The organism is Aeromicrobium wangtongii (assembly GCF_024584515.1).
Taxonomy (GTDB): Bacteria; Actinomycetota; Actinomycetes; order Propionibacteriales; family Nocardioidaceae; genus Aeromicrobium; species Aeromicrobium wangtongii.
On sequence record NZ_CP102173.1, the window covers coordinates 231,422 to 248,670 of the forward strand.

The following is a 17,249-nucleotide window of genomic DNA, read 5'->3' on the forward strand; positions in this document are numbered from 1 at the left end:
CTCGCTATGTTCGTCACCTCAACTGTGACGGAGGCCACATGAACGCGCTCGACCTGGTGATCAACGGCGGCACCTACTTCGACGGCACCGGGGCGCCCGGCGTCGTCGCGAACGTCGGCATCAAGGACGGACGCATCGCCGCCGTCACTCCCGACCCGCTCCCGGTCGGCCCGGACACGAAGGTCGTCGAGGCGGCCGGCCAGTGGGTCATGCCCGGATTCGTCGACGCCCACACCCACTACGACGCCGAGGTGCAGGTCGCGCCAGGTCTCAACGAGTCCGTGCGCCACGGGGTCACCACGGTGCTGGTCGGCAACTGCTCGCTCTCGACGGTCTACTCCACGCCCCTGGACATCGCCGACCTGTTCAGCCGGGTCGAGGCGCTGCCGCGCACGCACGTGCTGAACGCGTTGGAGGAGGGCAAGACCTGGTCGACGCCGCAGGGCTGGGTCGACGCCCTCGAGTCGCTGCCGCTCGGCCCGCACGTGGCCTCCTTCCTCGGGCACTCGGACGTCCGCGCGAGCGTCATGGGCATGGGACGCTCGACGGACCCGGCCCAGAAGGCCACCCGCGCCGAGCAGGCCGAGATCGAGCGACGCCTCGAGGACGCCCTCGACGCGGGCTTCCTGGGCATCTCGACCATGACGAACCCGTGGGACAAGCTCGACGGCGACCGCTACCGCTCCCGCTCGCTGCCCTCGACGTACTCCAGCTGGAAGGAGTTCCGCGGCCTGAGCCGGGTGCTCCGCCGCCGCGACCGGGTGCTGCAGGGCGTCCCCAACCTGAACAAGAAGTACGACATCGCCTTCTACCTCGCGACCGCCACGGGCATCGGGCGCAAGTCGTTGCGGGTCTCGCTGCTCGCCGCCGCCGACACCAAGGCCGAGCCGTGGGTGCAGCGCATCTTCGAGCCGCTGGCGTTCCTCGCCAACAAGATCGGCAAGGGGCGGTTCACCTGGCAGCACCTGCCCACGACATTTCGCGTGTGGGCCGACGGCATCGACCTGGTGGTCTTCGAGGAGTTCGGCTCCGGCCGCGAGGCCCTGCACCTGCGCGAGGAGATGGGCCGCAACGAGCTGCTGACCGACGAGGCGTACCGCCGCTGGTTCCGGCGCGACTTCGACAAGCGCTTCTCGCCGCGCGTGTGGCACCGCGACTTCGACGACGCCGAGATCACCGAGTGCCCCGATGCGGCGCTGGTCGGCATGATGATCGGCGACGTCGCCCGGCAGCGGGGCATCCACCCGGTCGACTGCTACCTCGACCTCGTGGTCGAGCACGGCACCGCGCTGCGCTGGAAGACCAACATCGCCAACACCCGGCCGGAGGTGCAGGACAAGCTGATCAACCGCTACGGCATCACGATCGGCTTCTCCGACGCCGGCGCACACCTGCGCAACATGGCGTTCTACAACTTCGGCATCCGCCTGCTCAACCGCGTCCACCAGGCGCAGTCGGGCCGCAAGCCCTTCATGAGCGTCGAGAAGGCGATCTTCAAGCTGACCGGCGAGCTCGGCGACTTCTACGGCATCGACGCCGGACACATCCGCGTGGGCGACCGGGCCGACGTCGTCGTGGTGGATCCTGCGGGCCTCAGCGACGAGGTCGACAGCTATCACGAGGCGGTCATGCCCGCGTTCGGCAACATCAGCCGCATGGTCAACCGCAACGACGCAGCGGTCGCGGCGACCGTCGTCAGCGGCGAGGTGGTGTTCGAGCGCGGCGACTTCGTCGAGGGCTACGGACGCACGCTCGGCACCGGTCGCTTCCTGCGCGCCGGCGAGCCCCGCGGCACCGTGGCGCCCGTCCGCAGGGCCGAGCCGGCGATGGCACAGTAGAGGTCGTGACCGCGACCCCCCGACGCACGCAGGCCGAGCGCCGGGAGGGCACGATCGCGGCGATCGTCGACGCGACGGTCGAGGCACTCGGCGAGGTGGGCTACGCCCGCACGACGACCAACGAGATCGCGCGTCGCGCCGGGGTGTCGCAAGGCGGGCTGTTCCGGCACTTCGGCTCGCGCCTGGACGTCATCCTGGCCGCCGCGGACGCGGTGCGGGCGCGCCAGTTCGTCGACTTCCGGGCCGGGCTCGGCGCGCTGGGCCAGTTCGACGTCGCCGCGGTGGTCCGCCTGCTGCGCCGCGCGACCCGGGCACCGGTCAACGCCGCCTGGTACGAGCTGCTCCTCGCGGCGCGCACCGATGCGGATCTGCGTGAGCGTCTCGCGCCGTTGGCCGACCGCTACTACCGCGAGATCGTCGACATGGGCCGGGTGCTGCCGATCGCTGCGAACCTGCCGCCCGAGGAGCTCGACACGATCATCATCAGCATCGTGCACATGCTCGACGGCGAGGCGCTCACCGCGACCGTCCACGTCGACACCGCCCACGAGGACCTGCGGGTGGAGCAGCTCGTGCGGATCCTGGCCGGTCAGCCGCTGGTCGACCGCGAGTCGCATGACGCGGCTCAGGCCTGACCGCATACGCTGAACACCTTATGTATGACGGCGTGGTCCAGGACCTGATCGATGAGCTGGGGCAGCTGCCCGGCATCGGTCCCAAGAGCGCGCAGCGCATTGCCTTCCACCTGCTGGACGCCGATCCCGAGGACGTCCGCCGGTTCGCCGCGACACTGGTCGAGGTCAAGGCCAAGGTCCACTTCTGCTCGACCTGCGGCAACGTCACGGTCGACACCGAGTGCCGCATCTGCGCCGACCCGCGCCGCGACCCCAGCGTGCTGTGCGTGGTCGAGGAGTCCAAGGACGTCATCGCGATCGAGCGCACGCGCGAGTTCCGGGGGCGGTATCACGTGCTGGGCGGGGCGATCTCGCCCATCGCGGGCATCGGCCCCGACCAGCTGCGCATCAAGGAGCTGCTCGGCCGCCTGCAGGACGCCACCGTCACCGAGGTCATCATCGCCACCGATCCCAACCTCGAGGGCGAGGCGACCGCCACCTACCTGATCCGCATGCTCTCGACGTACGGCCTGCGGGTCAGCAAGCTCGCGAGCGGGCTGCCGGTCGGCGGCGACCTGGAGTACGCCGACGAGCTGACCCTCGGCCGGGCGTTCGAGGGCCGCACGACGATCGGCTGATCGGTCCGGGCAAACCCAGATTCTCCCGTGGCGGGGGACGGTGAGTAGACTTCGGGACGCGCAGCGTCGCGCATCCCGTACCTCTTCCTCCAGGTAGGACAGTCCCGTGGGCATTGTCGTCCAGAAGTACGGCGGCTCCTCGGTTGCCGACGCAACCAGCATCAAGAGGGTCGCCCAACGCATCGTCGCGACCAAGAAGGCCGGTCATGACGTCGTCGTCGTGGTCTCGGCCATGGGCGACACCACCGATAACCTCATCGACCTCGCCAACGAGGTCTCCCCGCTGCCGCCGGGTCGTGAGCTCGACATGCTGCTGACCGCGGGCGAGCGGATCAGCATGGCCGTCCTCGCGATGGCCATCGGCAACCTCGGCATGGAGGCGCGCTCGTTCACCGGCTCGCAGGCCGGCGTCATCACCGACTCCGAGCACGGCCGCGCCAAGATCATCGACGTCACCCCCGGTCGCATCCAGGCCGCCCTCCAGGAGGGCGCCATCGCGATCGTCGCGGGCTTCCAGGGCGTCTCGCAGACCACGAAGGACATCACGACGCTGGGCCGCGGCGGCTCCGACACCACCGCCGTCGCCCTGGCCGCCGCGCTGGACGCCGATGTCTGCGAGATCTACACCGATGTCGACGGCATCTTCACCGCCGATCCGCGCATCGTGCCCAATGCGCGCCAGATCCCGCGCATCTCCTACGAGGAGATGCTGGAGATGGCCGCCAACGGTGCCAAGATCCTGCACCTACGGTGCGTCGAGTACGCCCGCCGCAACGACATGCCGATCCATGTCCGGTCGTCCTTCTCGGACAAGATCGGCACCTGGGTCGTCAAGGCCGAGGACGTCATCCCCACAGGCAGCACGAACGAAGAGGGCACCATGGAGCAAGCCATCATCTCCGGCGTCGCGCACGATCGCAGCGAGTCCAAGATCACCGTCGTCGGCGTGCCCGACAAGGTGGGCTTCGCCGCGGCGATCCTGCAGGCCCTGGCGGACGCGCAGATCAACATCGACATGGTCGTGCAGAACGTCTCCGCCGCGGCGACCGCGCTGACCGACATCTCGTTCACGCTGCCGCGTGCCGACGGGCAGACCGCCATGACCGCCCTCGCCCGGCTCAAGGACGAGGTCGGCTACGAGCGCCTGCAGTACGACGACAGCGTCGGCAAGGTGTCGATCGTCGGCGCCGGGATGCGCTCGTCACCGGGCATCACGGCCCGGTTCTTCCAGGCGCTGGCCGATGCCGGGGTCAACATCGAGATGATCTCGACCTCGGAGATCCGCATCTCGGTCATCGTGATGGAGAACCAGATCGACGCCGCCGTGCACGCCGCGCACGCCGCCTTCGACCTGGGCACCGACGAGGTCGAGGCCGTCGTCTACGGAGGTACCGGACGATGAGCGCTGGATCGGGAACCACCCTGGCCGTCGTCGGCGCGACCGGTCAGGTCGGCGTCGCCATGCGCAGCATCCTGGAGGAGCGGAACTTCCCCGCCGACCGGGTGCGCTTCTTCGCGTCGGCCCGGTCCGCCGGCAAGACGCTGCCGTTCCGGGGCGAGCAGATCGTCGTCGAGGACGCCGAGACCGCGGACGTCTCGGGCATCGACATCGCCCTGTTCTCTGCCGGCGCCACGACCTCGCGCGTCCAGGTTCCCCGGTTCGCCGAGGCCGGAGCGATGGTCATCGACAACTCCTCGGCGTTCCGCAAGGACCCCGAGATCCCGCTGATCGTCAGCGAGGTCAACCCCGAGGACGTCGCCAAGGCGCACCGCCGCATCATCGCCAACCCCAACTGCACCACGATGGCAGCGATGCCCGTGCTCAAGCCGCTGCACGACGAGGCCGGCCTGGTCCGTCTCGTGATCAGCAGCTACCAGGCCGTGTCGGGCTCCGGCATCGCCGGCGTCCGTGAGCTGCACGGCCAGGCACAGGCCGTGGTCGACAAGGCCGCCGAGCTGGCGTACGACGGCGCGGCCGTGACGTACCCGGCGCCCGAGGTCTACGTCGCGCCGATCGCGTTCAACGTGCTGCCGATGGCCGGCTCGGTCGTCGACGACGGCTCCTTCGAGACCGACGAGGAGCAGAAGCTGCGCAACGAGAGCCGCAAGATCCTGCACCTGCCGGACCTGCGCGTCTCGGGCACCTGCGTGCGGGTCCCGGTGTTCACCGGCCACTCGCTGTCGATCAACGCCGAGTTCTCCTCCGAGCTCACCGTCGCCCGCGCGACGGAGCTGCTCGGCAGCGCCGCGGGCGTCCGGCTCGTGGACGTCCCGACGCCTCTGCAGGCGGCCGGCACGGATCCGAGCCTGGTCGGTCGCATCCGGCAGGACCAGGGGGTCGACGGCAACCGCGGACTCGTGCTGTTCATCAGCGGCGACAACCTGCGCAAGGGCGCCGCGCTCAACACCGTCCAGATCGCCGAGCTGCTGGTCTGAGGGGTTCGGCCCCGCCAACCGATACCGTGGTCGCGTGAGCACCTCCAAGCGCCTCCTGCTGGTCAACGGGCCGAACCTCAACCTGCTGGGCACCCGCGAGCCCGATGTCTACGGCCACGACACCCTGGCCGACGTCGAGGCGCTCGTCGCGAGCACGGCCGCTGAGGCCGGGCTCGACGTGCGCGCGGTGCAGAGCAATCACGAGGGCGTCCTGATCGACGCGATCCACGCCGCTCGCGAGGACTGCGCCGGCATCGTGATCAACCCGGGGGCGTTCACGCACACCTCGATCGCGCTGCGGGACGCGCTGCTGGCCGTCGGGCTCCCGGTCGCGGAGGTCCACCTGTCCAACGTCCACGCCCGCGAGCCGTTCCGGCACCACTCGTACGTCTCGGACATCGCCTCGTGCGTCGTGGTGGGCGCCGGCGTCCACGGCTACGCCTTCGCGGTGCAGCAGCTGGCCCGCCAGCTCGGCTGAGCGCTACTCGACCACCGTCGGCGCGTTCTCGCCCAGGTCGACGAGCCAGTTCGACACCAGGTACGCGGCCGCCCCGAGCACCGGCAGCAGCACGAGTGCGGCGGCGGAGTCGGCGACGTCCAGGAACAGCCCCAGCATCGCGACGATGGCCAGGATCACCGCGACACAGCTCTTCACCCGCGCGGACGGGGTTCCGAAGCCGCGCAGCAGCGCCTCCCCGGCGAGCACCACGGCGACCGCGAGGACGATGAAGGTCAGGCCCCCCCAGAGCCCGCCGCCGGCCGCGACACCGCGGACGCTGGCGAAGATCGCCAGCGCCGCCGCCCCGAGGAGCGCCGCGACGAGGCCCACGACGGCACCGGTGATGACCGATGCGAGGTAGGCGTTCAGGTGCGGCAGGCGCCAGCCGGCGACCGTGCGGGCGCCGGTGATGGCGTGACGGGCGAGGACGGCCGCGACGTCCCGCGTCGTGTCGGCAGTGGCCCACCAGACGCGTCCGGTGAGCGCGCGGGCGCCGGCTGCCTTCGCGCCGAGATCGAGGTTCGGACGGCGGAGGGTGGTCCTGGTGCGGGGAGCCTTCTGGCCCGCTGGGGGAGTCGTGGGCGTACCGGCGGGACGAGGCGCTGCCTTGGCCTTCGGTCGCGTGGCCGTCGCGACGGGGCGACCGTACCGGACGGTCGGCGGGTTCGGCGTCCGGTCGGCGGGACGCACGACGGTCTTCTTCACCACCCGCTTGACGACCCGCTTGGCGGGCTCCTGCTCGTCGGCCATGCGGTCAGTTTGTCACAGGGTGTGTCAGGTCACAGGCGGGACGGGATCAGGCGTCGGCAGCTGCAGGTAGCCCGACAGCATCCGTCGCACCCGGGCGAGCGCCTGCGCACGCGCCTCGGGCCCCGACGGCGCCCCGTCGCCCCGGATGGCGCGGGACGCCTGCAAGATGATGGCGTCGATGTGCTCGGCCACGGCCTCCGGCTCGTGCTCGCCCAGGTCCTCGAGGGCCTGCCGCAGGGGAATCTGCAGCTGCACGTGGAATGCCTTCATGGGAGGCATCAGCACCTGCGGGTCGACGATCCGCGACAGTGCCCGCGCGACGGCCTGCTCTGCGCTGTCGAACAGGTCGATGTTCGCCTCGATGTAGGCCCACACCCGGTCACCGGGCGTGCTGGCCGCGGCGACCCGCTCGAGCACCGAGCGGGCCCACTCGGGGAAGACATCGGCGACGATGCCTTCGAGCAGCTCCTCCGGAGAGGCGAAGTACTGGTACACGCTGCTGCGAGCGAGGCCGGCCCGACGGCCGACCTCGCTCATCGTCGGGGCCACGCCGGTCGACGCCAGGATGCTGCGGGCAGCGTCCAGCAGGGCCCGACGCTGCCGTGCGTGGTGCTCGGCCACGGTGCCTGCCGTGATACGTGGCATGGGTCCCTCCGAAAAAGCTCCAGCGTGTCCGAGCGGTCAGCCTAGGCGGTCGTACCTAGTCCTCAGGCCGAGGTGGTCACCACAGGGCCCAGCCGGCCGTCGACCATCTCCAGCACCCGGTCGCAGTGGTGCAGCACGTCCTGATCGTGCGTCACCATGATGGTGGCGACACCGTGGGCGTGCGACTCCTCGGCCAGCAGGGCCACGACCTCCTGGCTGCGCTTGCGGTCCAGCGCCGCGGTGGGCTCGTCGACCAGCAGCAGCCGCGGCCGGGTGACCAGCGCGCGGGCGATGCCGATGCGCTGGCGCTCGCCGCCGGACAGCTCGTGCGGGCGGCGCTTGGCCTTGTGCTCCATGCCGACCTCGGCCAGCAGCTCGAGCGGATCGCGCGGATCGGCGACCTTGCCGAACGTCAGCGGCAGGCGCAGCTGGTCGACGCTGGTCAGTGCCGGCACGAGGTTTCCGCTCTGGAAGACGAAGCCGATCTGCTCACGGCGGATGCGGGTGAGCTCCTTCGGCTTCAGGCCGGTCAGGTCGGTGCCGCCGAGGCGGACCGAACCCGTGGTCGGGCTGGTCAACGCACCGGCGATGGCCAACAGGCTCGACTTGCCCGATCCGGAGGGGCCGACGATGGCCACCAGCTCGCCGGCCGCCACGTCCAGGCTGACGTCATCCAGCGCGCGGACGATCTCGTCGCCGTCGCCGTGCTCCAACGATGCATTCTTGATCGAGAGGACGGTGGTCATCGGCTGCCTCCAAGGGCGGTGAGGGGATCGATACGGGTGACGCGCAGCACGGCCACGCCGGCGCCGGCCAGGCCGAGCACGATCAGCAGCACGGTGGCTCCGATGATGGGCCCGGCCTCGAGGGCGAAAGGCATGGGCGTGGAGGCGAGGGCGCTGCCGGCGGCCAGGCCGATACCGATGCCGACACCCGCGGAGAGCACCAGCAGGATGAACGACTGCACGAGACTGTCGCGCAGCAGGTACCGGGTGCTGGCACCCATGGCGCGCAGGACCGCGAGCTCCTGGCGGCGCTGGATCGTCAGCACCGTGAAGAAGGCTCCGACGACCAGGGCGGAGATGGCGTACAGGAAGCCCTGGATGAGCTGCAGGGTCGACGTCTCGGCGGTGTAGCCGGGGGAGGCCCCGTAGGAGTCCTCGCGGGTCAGGGAGGTCGTGCCGGCCGCCTTGTCGCCGGCGGCGAGGTCGACCTTGGCGCCGTCCTTGGCCTGGACGGCGACCGCGGTGTACTCGTCGTAGACGCGGGCGGGAACCGGATCGCCCGGTCGCGTCCCGGCCTTGATCTCCTGCCAGGAACGCATCGGCAGGTAGCCGATGTCGACGTGTCCGAAGGTGTTCTGGTCAGCCATGATGCCCACGACCTTGAGCTGGGTGCCCGACGGCTCCAGGGTCACGGTGTCGCCGAGCTCGACGCCCTCGTCGGCGGCCGTGGAGCTGACGACCACCTCGCCCTCGTCGGCCAGGGCTTTGCCCTCTGCGACCTTGGGGGCGAGGAAGGAGTCGGTCTCGACGCCGAACAGGGCCAGGTCGATCTCGACGTCCCGGTCGGTCCGCGCATTGACCAACGTGTTGCCCAGGGGGGCAGCGTCGGCGACGCCGTCCTGCTCCTGCCACGCGCGGACGGCGTCCGGTCCGACGACGCTGCGTGAGAAGGCGGAGTCCTTGGAGACGTCCTTCTGGAAGGCGAAGGACGTGGCGTTGATGCGCTGGAGGCCGGACACGCCGTCATTGGCCAGGCCGACGGCCAGGCCGCTGAGCAGCACCATCAGGATCGCGATGAGGGCGACGACCGCGCCCATCAGGGCGAAGCGACCACGGGCGAAGGAAAGTTCTCGAAGGGCCAGGAACATGTCAGACCTGCCCGGTGTCACGGAAGACGTTCATGTCTCCATGATACCGACACCCCGTCGGTAAAAAAGGTCAGACCGAGCGATCGTCTCCGTCGCTGCACCGAAAAACACCCGGACCGCTCTCGCAGATCCGAGCAGCACCATTGCCCTCCGTACTCCGCGCGGAGTACGGCGAAGTGTCTCCCGTGGCCGGACGCGTCAGTCCTCCGGTGTTGGCAGCCTGATCGCCATGACGACTGAACGACGGACGCCCACAACACCAAAGGAGCACATACGAACATGGAACCGATCGAACAAGGCCCAGCGCAACCGCGGATCGGGCGCCGCAGTCTCATCACTCACGCGGCTGCACTCAGCGCTGGCGTTGGATTGTCCGCGGCGGCACTCGCGACACGGGACGACGACACCAAGAACAAGGACGTCTCGCTCAGTGCCCAGGAGATCTCACTTCGTGACCAAGATCTGAAATTCATCGGCGCGGAGGAGACGTTCTCGACTCCCGAGCTGTTGAAGCTGAACTCCATCAACGAGGATCACATCGCGTTCCTCGAGGAAATCGGTCTCGCGGATCTGGGCGAACGCCGCATCGGTGACATGGACGAGGGGCGACTCAACGTCCAGATCCTCTCGGCGCACACGCCGTCCGTGCAAAATGTCCCTGGGCAAGAGGGCATCGACTTCGCCTATCGTCTCAACCGGCAGCTCGTGGACGGGCCAATGGCCAGTTACCCGGGCCGCTTCCAGGCATTCGCCACCCTGCCATTGCAGAGCCCGGAGGCGGCGGCGGACGAGCTGGAGCGCTCGGTCCGGGAAGACGGTTTCCTGGGCGCACTGACGAACGGACACATCACGGGGAAGTATCTGGATCATCCCGAATTTGAGCCCGTGCTGGCGCGCGCCCAGGCTCTGGATGTGCCGATCTACCTGCATCCCGGTTATCCAGCTGACGACGTCTTCCAGATCTACTACAAGACGACACGGTCTGAGTACACCGAGGAGTTTCAAGACTTCATCTTCAGTGGGTCTGGATATGGCTGGCACCAGGAAGTGCTGACTCAGTGCATCCGGATGATCACGTACGGGGTCTTCGACAGATTCCCCCATCTGAAGATCATCATCGGCCACATGGGCGAAGGCCTGCCGTTCTACTACGAGCGAATCGCCAATGACATGGGCGAGCCGACCGAGAACTCGCTCGAGAAGCCCTTCGAGCAGTACTTCCAGGACAACTTCTGGATCACGACCAGCGCGTTCTACCAGGACGACCTGCTCCGTCTCTTGCTGAAATACATCAGTGTGGACCGAGTGCTGTTCGCAACCGACTATCCCTTCGCAGGCATCAAGGAAGGGACCGACTGGTTCCGAGCCGTTGATCTTCCGCGTGAGGACAAGGAGAAGATCGCATTCCGCAATGCGGAGAGTCTGTTCGGCATGAAGGTCTGACGCATCGGGGCCCGGCCGCGACCACCAGCCAGAAACCAGAAAAGTCCCGGACCCGCTTCCGCAGGTCCGGGACTTTTCTGTCTCTTGCGAGATCACACTGGTCGGGCTGACAGGATTTGAACCTGCGGCCTCGTCGTCCCGAACGACGCGCGCTACCAAACTGCGCCACAGCCCGACGCTCCCTACGAGAGGGAACCGGAAGAGTCTATCCCAGTGAGGTTGAGCAGTGTTGCCTCGGGTCGGCAGGCGATGCGAATCGGGGCGTACGGCGACGTCCCGAGACCTGCTGAGACGTGCAACCAGGAGGGTTCGTGGGTGCCCACCTGGTGGGTGGAAAGTCCTCTCGCGCGGGCGCGATCGAGGTCGCAGTTGGTCACGAGCGCCCCGTAGAACGGGATGCGCAGCTGGCCGCCGTGGGTGTGCCCGGCCAGGATCAGCGGGTAGCCGAGCTCGTTCCAGCGGTCGAGCACCCGCAGGTACGGCGCGTGTGTCACGCCGATCGCCAGATCGGCCGATCGATCGGCCGGGACGTCGTCCAGGACGTCGTACTCCAGGTGCGGATCGTCGACGCCCACGAAGGCAAGCCGGCGCCCCGCGACCTCGAGCTCATCGTGGCGATTGGTCAGGTCGGTCCACCCGCGCTGGGTGAACGCCGCGCGCAGCTCGTCGAAGGGCAGGTCCTTCACCCGTTCGGCGGTGGGGTCGTTCGCGACGCCGGTGCCGCCCTGGAGGTAGCGCACCGGACTCTTGCGGATCGGCGAGAAGTAGTCGTTGGAGCCGAAGACGAACACGCCCGGCAGGTCGAGGAGATCGCCGTAGGCACGCAGCACCGACGGGACGGCATCCATGTGGGCCAGGTTGTCGCCCGTGTTCACGACCAGGTCGGGTTCCAGCTCGGCGAGACCCTGCAGCCACTTCTGCTTGCGGTGCTGGTCCGGTGTCATGTGGGTGTCCGACAGGTGCAGCACGCGCAACGGCTCGGAGCCCGCGGCCAGCACCGGCACGGTGACCGTGCGCAGCGTGAACGCGTTGACTTCGTAGAGCGCGCCGTAGGCGAGGCCCGCCGCAGCGGCGGCGAACGGCCAGAGGAGGGGACGCATGCGCCCAGCCTGTCACAGGCGGACTGGCGTCGCGGTGGGACACTGGACGCATGTCAGCCCTCAAGGACCAGCTCCACGACGATCTCACCACCTCGATGAAGGCCCGCGACGCCTTGCGCACGTCGACCCTGCGCATGGTGCTCACCGCGATCACCAATGCCGAGGTGTCCGGCAAGCAGGTTCGTGAGCTCACCGACGAGGACGTCCTCACCGTGCTGGGATCCGAGGCCAAGAAGCGTCGTGAGGCCGCTCAGGCGTTCGCCGAGGGCAACCGGCCCGAGCTCGCCGAGAAGGAAAGGGCAGAGGCGGCGATCCTGGCCGAGTACCTGCCGGCGCAGCTGACGGTCGAAGAGATCGCCGTGATCGTGTCGGCGGCCGTCGAGTCCGCCGGCGCCGCCGGTCAGGGGATGAAGGCGATGGGCAAGGTCATGGGCATCGTGTCGCCGCAGGTCAAGGGCAAGGCCGACGGTGGCGCCGTCGCCGCGGAGGTCAAGCGCCAGCTCGGCGCCTGACCCCACCGCCCCTTGAGCTTGTCGAAAGGTGAAGGAAGTTCCCTTTCGACAAGCTCAAGGGGCGGGTCAGCTCAAAGGGGCGGGTCAGCTCAAGGGGCGGGCCGTCAGCGGTCGCGCTTGCGTCCTCGGTCGCGCCGGTCAGGGCCGTCGCCACTCTTCTTCGGCGCCGCGGCCCGGGCCGGCGCCCGCTTGGGCGGCGGGTCGAAGTTGACCGGCGTGAGGCTGTCCTGGATCTTCTGCATCGCCTTGGCCCACATCGGGCCGGCCAGCGATGAGCCGCCGACCGAGTTGAAGTCCAGCAGCCGGCCGTTGATCGTGACGCCGGCCAGCGACTTGGGCCGACCGTTCAGCTCCGGGTTCTTGCTGTTGGTCACCACGCCGGCGATCATGGACGCGGTGGCGAGCTCGGGCGTGTAGCCGGAGTACCAGACGGCCTTGTTGTCCTGCGTCGTACCGGTCTTGGCGGCCGACGGGACCTTGAGCCCGGTGCCGTTGGAGAAGCCGAAGCCGCCGGGCTCCTGCACACCGCGCAGGATGTCGTTGATCTGCGCGGCCTGGTCCTTGGTGAGGGCCCGCTTGCAGTTCGGGTCGAACTTCTTGAGCAGCTTGCCCGAGGAGTCGAGGATCTCGTCGACGGGTCGCGGCTTGCAGTACATGCCGCCGGAGGCTGCCGTGGCGTACGCCGAGGCCATGTCGAGCGGGCTGACGTCGGTGACGCCCAGGGTGAACGGGCCGACCTGGTTCTGCCGGGGCACCTTGATCCCCATCGCCTCCGCGGCGCGGACCGTGTTGCACAGGCCGGCCTGCTTCTCCAGCTGCGCGAAGTAGGTGTTGACGGACTTGCGGGTGCCCTCGTACATGTTCATGCGACCCGACACGGTGGAGTTGCTGACCTTCCACAGCGCGGTGCCATTGCCCTCGCAGTCGAAGTAGCTGCCGGCAGGCATCGTGAGATCGCGCGGCGAGTTGTACGTCTGCCCGACGTCGATGCCGTTCTTGAGGGCCGCGGCCACCGTGAACATCTTGAACGTCGAACCGGCCGGGAAGCCGCCGGACTGCCCGTAGGCGCCCGGGACCACGAAGTTGATGAACGACTCGCCGCGCTTCTTGCTGCGTCCCATCGGCCGCGACTGCGCCACGGCACGCACCTTGCCGGTGCCGGGCTCGATCATCGCGAGGGCCGCGATCGCCTCGTCGGTGGACTTGACCGTGGACCGCACCGCGTCGTCGGCGGCGGACTGCATGCCCAGGTCGATGTTGGACTTGATGGTCAGGCCGCCGCGCTCGAGGGTGGCGCGGCGCTCGTCGGGGGTCGCCCCGAGGGTCGGTTGCGCGAGCAGCCACTGGCGGGCGTAGTCGCACGAGAACTCACCCGTCACGCCGACGCAGCCGTTGGGGAACTCGGTGATCTTCAGCCCCAGCGGAGCGGCCCGGTACTCCGCGCCCTGCTCGGGGGTGATCTTGCCCAGCCGCTCCATGACGGCCAGGACGGTGTTGCGGCGCTGCAGCGCCTTCTCGGGATAGACGTTGGGGTCGTACTCGACCGGGTTCTTGACCAGGCCGGCCAGCGTCGCGGCCTGGCGGGCGTTGAGCTCGTTCGGTGCCTTGGAGAAGTAGTGGAAGGCAGCCGCGCTGATGCCGTAGGCACCGTCGCCGAAGTACGCCAGGTTCAGGTAGCGCTCCAGGATCTGCTTCTTGGTGTGCTTCTCCTCGTACTCGATCGCGAGCTTGAGCTCACGGATCTTGCGGGCGGTCGACTTCTTGGTCGCGGCCCGGCGCTGCTCGTCGGTGGTCGCCTGTGACAGCAATGTCAGCTTGACCAGCTGCTGGGTGATCGACGAACCGCCCTGCGTCTGACCCTCCGCGGCATTGTTGACCAGCGCGCGCAGCGTGCCCTTGAGGTCGAGCGCGCCGTGGTCGTAGAAGCGGGCGTCCTCGATCGACAGCAGGGCGTCCTGCATGACCGGGGCGATCTCCGACAGCGGGACGTCCTGGCGGTTCTCGTTGTAGAAGTAGGCGATCAGCTCGCCGTTGGAGGCCAGGAGGCGCGACGTCTGGGCGCTCGGCTGGTCCTCCAGCGTCAGGGGCAGGTCCAGGACGTCGTCGGTGGCCTTGCTGACGGTCACCGCAACGATCGCGGTCGTGGGGATCAGGATCAGCGCGATCAGCAGACCCGCCAGGCCCGACAGACGGGCCATCGCGGCGATCAGGACGGTGCGATGCCTGCTGTGCGTCTCGGACTGGGCTGCGCGACGCAGCGAGTCGCGAAAATCCTGCGGAGCCATGGGCAACAGCCTACGTGACTGGTCCCGGAGCGGAACCGATGCGACAACGTGTTAGTCATTAGTGACTACTCAAGATGACTCGTAACGCTCTGATACCCGCCGTCGTTAGTTCCTAAGTTGGGAGCTGCCAACTTCGGTCATCCGGACCGGTCTCGGGGAGGTTCATCATGTGGAATGAAAACTGGGCGGCTGACGCCGCGTGTCGTGGCAAGTCAGATGCACTGTTCGTCAAGGGCGCGGAGCAGAATCGCGCCAAGCAGGTGTGCGGCACGTGCCAGGTGCGGGCCGAGTGCCTCGCCGAAGCGCTGGACAACCGCATCGAGTGGGGCGTCTGGGGCGGCATGACGGAGCGTGAGCGCCGTGCGCTGCTGCGCCGCCGGCCCAATGTCACCGCGTGGCGCAGTGTCCTGCAGGTCGCGATCTAGCGCTCAGCTCGGCGCTTTCGCGCCCGTCAGCAGGTCGCCGATGAGGCGCAGTCCGTCCAGGTCGTGCACATCGCCGGCGAGGGCGGGCACGGAGACCGTCGCGACGCCGGGATAGGCAGCCGAGAACCGCTTCTTGAGGCGTTCGTCCTTCGCGGCCGCGCGCATGCGGTCCGCATGGATCGTCAGCAGCTCGGCGGTGGCCACGTCGCCGGCGCTGCCACCGGCCAGCTTGTGGGCGGCGGCCTCGGCGTCGACGGCCTCGATGCCGTCGGCGGCGCCGGTGCGCACACGGTTGACCACCAGGCCGGCCAGCGGCATCTGCTCGCCGGCGAGGCGCTCCACGAAGTAGGACGCCTCGCGCATCGCGTCCGGCTCGGGTGCCGCGACGACCAGGAAGGCCGTGCCCTCGGCCTGCAGCAGGGCATAGGTGCTCTCCGCCCGTTGGCGGAATCCGCCGAACAGGGTGTCGAAAGCCGCCACGAACGTCTGCACGTCAGTGAGCACCTGGGCGCCGAGGATCTTGTTCAGCGCACTGGTCACGATCCCGAATCCGGCACTGATCAACCGGGCAGGGCCCTTCGCCGGGGCGAGCAGGAGCTTGATGAACCGGCCGTCCAGCAGCGAGGAGAGGCGGTCCGGCGCGTCCAGGAAGTCCAGCGCCGAGCGGGACGGCGGGGTGTCGACGACGATCAGGTCCCACGTGCCGGTCGCGTGCAGCTGACCGAGCTTCTCCATCGCCATGTACTCCTGCGTGCCGGCGAAGGAGCTCGACAAGGCGATGTAGAACGGGTTGGACAGGATCTGGGCGGCCTTGTCCGGGGTCGCGTGCTGCTCGACGACCTCGTCGAAGGTCCGCTTCATGTCCAGCATCATGGCGTCGAGCGATCCGCCGTCCAGCGCTGCGCCCTTGACCGGCCGGGGGGTGTTGTCGAGCTCGGTCAGGCCCATCGACTGCGCCAGCCGGCGAGCCGGGTCGATCGTCAGCACGCACACCGCGCGACCCTTCTCGGCCGCGCGCAGGGCCAGTGCGGCGGCGGTCGTCGTCTTGCCCACCCCGCCGGAACCGCAGCACACGATGATCTGGGTCGTCCTGTCCTCCAGCAGCGCGTCGACGTCGATGTCACCGGCGGCCTGTTCGCGGGTGCCGCCGCGCGGCGACGGGTGTCCCTTGCGGGCGGAGGGGCTGGTCTGCGGCTTGCGGCTCATGCGAGCTCCTTGAGCTGCTCGGCCAGCTCGTACAGGGCACCGAGGTCGATGCCGTCGCTCAGCAGCGGCAGCTCGACGAGTGGACGTCCGCAGTCCTCCAGGATCTCGCGCTGGCCGTCCTGCAGGCGCTGCCGCTCGAGGTGTGCGGTGCCACCGGCGATGAGCGCGGGGGCCGCCGCGGCGTCCAGGTCGACGCGACGCAGGGAGGTCGCGACCGTCGCGGTCTTGAGCGATCCGCTCGACAGGGCCTCGCGGGTCGCGACGGACAGCATCGAGGGACGGACGAGGTTGAGGATCACGTGGCCCACCGGGAGCCGGTCGGACGTCAGCTCGGTGATGCCGTCGATCGTCTCCTGCACCGGCATCTCCTCCAGCACGGTGACCAGGTGCACGCGGGTCTGCGGCGATCTCATCATCTGCATGATCGAGTCGGCCTGACGGCGGATGGGGCCCACCTTCGCCAGGCCGGCGACCTCCGCGTTGACGTTGAGGAAGCGGCTGATGCGGCCGGTCGGCGGGGCGTCCATGATGACCGCGTCATAGGCGAACCGGTTGCCGTCGCGGCGACGCGCGGCCTCGTAGACCTTTCCGGTCAGCAGGACGTCGCGGACACCCGGCGCGATCGTCGTGGCGAAGTCGATGATGCCGAACTTGTCGAGTGCCTTGCCGGCCCGGCCGAGGCGGTAGAACATCGCCAGGTACTCCAGCAGGGCGGCCTCGGGGTCGATCGCGAGCGCGTAGACCTCGCCGCCGCCCGGTCCGACGGCGATCTGGCGCTCCTCGTACGGCAACGGCGGGACGTCGAACAGCTGGGCGATGCCCTGGCGCCCCTCGACCTCGCAGAGCAGGACCTTCTTGCCCCGCCCGGCCAAGGACATCGCGAGAGCGGCGGCGACGGTCGTCTTGCCGGTGCCGCCCTTGCCGGTGACGACATGGAGCTGGGTCGAGAGAGCCACGCCACGAGCCTACCGAGCATGCGCGAGTT

At 68.9% G+C, this 17,249-nt stretch carries 17 protein-coding genes and 1 tRNA gene; 9 read left to right on the forward strand and 9 right to left on the reverse strand.

Annotation, left to right across the window (positions count from 1 at the left end; all coding sequences use genetic code 11):
* The first annotated feature begins 38 nt into the window (after positions 1–38).
* The 6 genes from NQV15_RS01150 to aroQ all read left to right on the forward strand — a co-directional run bounded on the left by NQV15_RS01150 (position 39) and on the right by aroQ (position 6,004).
* On the forward strand, positions 39–1,838 hold the full coding sequence (locus tag NQV15_RS01150; RefSeq protein WP_232403067.1) for an N-acyl-D-amino-acid deacylase family protein: 1,800 nt from the start codon (positions 39–41) through the stop codon (positions 1,836–1,838).
* 5 nt (positions 1,839–1,843) lie between these two features.
* Positions 1,844–2,473, forward strand: a complete 630-nt coding sequence (locus NQV15_RS01155) for a TetR/AcrR family transcriptional regulator (RefSeq protein ID WP_232403069.1) — start codon at positions 1,844–1,846, stop codon at positions 2,471–2,473.
* A gap of 20 nt (positions 2,474–2,493) precedes the next feature.
* Entirely contained in the window at positions 2,494–3,090 is a 597-nt protein-coding gene (gene recR / locus NQV15_RS01160; RefSeq protein ID WP_232403071.1) for a recombination mediator RecR, read from the forward strand.
* Between the two features lie 106 nt (positions 3,091–3,196).
* Complete coding sequence (locus NQV15_RS01165; protein ID WP_232403074.1) at positions 3,197–4,492, forward strand: aspartate kinase; 1,296 nt, start codon at positions 3,197–3,199, stop codon at positions 4,490–4,492.
* Positions 4,489–5,526: an aspartate-semialdehyde dehydrogenase gene (locus tag NQV15_RS01170; RefSeq protein ID WP_232403082.1), complete on the forward strand. Its 1,038-nt coding sequence runs from the start codon at positions 4,489–4,491 to the stop codon at positions 5,524–5,526. The genes NQV15_RS01165 and NQV15_RS01170 overlap by 4 nt, the downstream gene beginning before the upstream one ends.
* A gap of 34 nt (positions 5,527–5,560) precedes the next feature.
* The gene (aroQ, locus tag NQV15_RS01175; protein WP_232403085.1) at positions 5,561–6,004 is read left to right on the forward strand and encodes a type II 3-dehydroquinate dehydratase; all 444 of its coding nucleotides are present in this window, start codon (positions 5,561–5,563) and stop codon (positions 6,002–6,004) included.
* A gap of 3 nt (positions 6,005–6,007) precedes the next feature.
* Here aroQ and NQV15_RS01180 read toward each other — a convergent pair whose 3' ends face one another.
* The 4 genes from NQV15_RS01180 to NQV15_RS01195 all read right to left on the reverse strand — a co-directional run bounded on the left by NQV15_RS01180 (position 6,008) and on the right by NQV15_RS01195 (position 9,293).
* Positions 6,008–6,775, reverse strand: coding sequence for a hypothetical protein (locus NQV15_RS01180; protein WP_232403087.1), 768 nt, complete (start codon positions 6,773–6,775; stop codon positions 6,008–6,010).
* A 24-nt stretch (positions 6,776–6,799) separates the two neighbouring features.
* Positions 6,800–7,420 (reverse strand): TetR/AcrR family transcriptional regulator, encoded by a 621-nt coding sequence (locus tag NQV15_RS01185; protein WP_232403088.1) that lies wholly within the window; start codon positions 7,418–7,420, stop codon positions 6,800–6,802.
* 62 nt (positions 7,421–7,482) lie between these two features.
* Positions 7,483–8,166: an ABC transporter ATP-binding protein gene (locus NQV15_RS01190; RefSeq protein WP_232403089.1), complete on the reverse strand. Its 684-nt coding sequence runs from the start codon at positions 8,164–8,166 to the stop codon at positions 7,483–7,485.
* Positions 8,163–9,293 (reverse strand): ABC transporter permease, encoded by a 1,131-nt coding sequence (locus NQV15_RS01195; RefSeq protein WP_232403092.1) that lies wholly within the window; start codon positions 9,291–9,293, stop codon positions 8,163–8,165. Before NQV15_RS01195 ends, NQV15_RS01190 begins: the two co-directional genes overlap by 4 nt.
* A 279-nt stretch (positions 9,294–9,572) precedes the next feature.
* Here NQV15_RS01195 and NQV15_RS01200 point away from each other — a divergent pair, with 279 nt between their 5' ends.
* Positions 9,573–10,736 (forward strand): amidohydrolase family protein, encoded by a 1,164-nt coding sequence (locus NQV15_RS01200; RefSeq protein ID WP_232403094.1) that lies wholly within the window; start codon positions 9,573–9,575, stop codon positions 10,734–10,736.
* Between the two features lie 98 nt (positions 10,737–10,834).
* Here the strand turns inward: NQV15_RS01200 and NQV15_RS01205 are convergent.
* Both NQV15_RS01205 and NQV15_RS01210 read right to left on the reverse strand, forming a co-directional pair.
* Positions 10,835–10,911 (reverse strand) — tRNA-Pro (locus tag NQV15_RS01205).
* Positions 10,912–10,918: 7 nt separating this feature from the next.
* Positions 10,919–11,836 (reverse strand): metallophosphoesterase, encoded by a 918-nt coding sequence (locus tag NQV15_RS01210; protein WP_232403095.1) that lies wholly within the window; start codon positions 11,834–11,836, stop codon positions 10,919–10,921.
* A gap of 50 nt (positions 11,837–11,886) precedes the next feature.
* On the opposite strand from NQV15_RS01210, the gene NQV15_RS01215 reads away from it, so the two are divergent.
* Positions 11,887–12,348 (forward strand): GatB/YqeY domain-containing protein, encoded by a 462-nt coding sequence (locus NQV15_RS01215; RefSeq protein WP_232403096.1) that lies wholly within the window; start codon positions 11,887–11,889, stop codon positions 12,346–12,348.
* 104 nt (positions 12,349–12,452) lie between these two features.
* Here NQV15_RS01215 and NQV15_RS01220 read toward each other — a convergent pair whose 3' ends face one another.
* Complete coding sequence (locus NQV15_RS01220) at positions 12,453–14,633, reverse strand: transglycosylase domain-containing protein (RefSeq protein ID WP_232403097.1); 2,181 nt, start codon at positions 14,631–14,633, stop codon at positions 12,453–12,455.
* Positions 14,634–14,800: 167 nt separating this feature from the next.
* Here NQV15_RS01220 and NQV15_RS01225 point away from each other — a divergent pair, with 167 nt between their 5' ends.
* Entirely contained in the window at positions 14,801–15,058 is a 258-nt protein-coding gene (locus tag NQV15_RS01225) for a WhiB family transcriptional regulator (protein ID WP_255670279.1), read from the forward strand.
* Between the two features lie 3 nt (positions 15,059–15,061).
* Here NQV15_RS01225 and NQV15_RS01230 read toward each other — a convergent pair whose 3' ends face one another.
* Both NQV15_RS01230 and NQV15_RS01235 read right to left on the reverse strand, forming a co-directional pair.
* On the reverse strand, positions 15,062–16,264 hold the full coding sequence (locus NQV15_RS01230) for an ArsA family ATPase (protein ID WP_232403098.1): 1,203 nt from the start codon (positions 16,262–16,264) through the stop codon (positions 15,062–15,064).
* A complete protein-coding gene (locus tag NQV15_RS01235) occupies positions 16,261–17,220 on the reverse strand; it encodes an ArsA-related P-loop ATPase (protein WP_232403099.1) in 960 nt (319 codons plus the stop codon). The genes NQV15_RS01230 and NQV15_RS01235 overlap by 4 nt, the downstream gene beginning before the upstream one ends.
* Positions 17,221–17,249 lie beyond the last annotated feature (29 nt).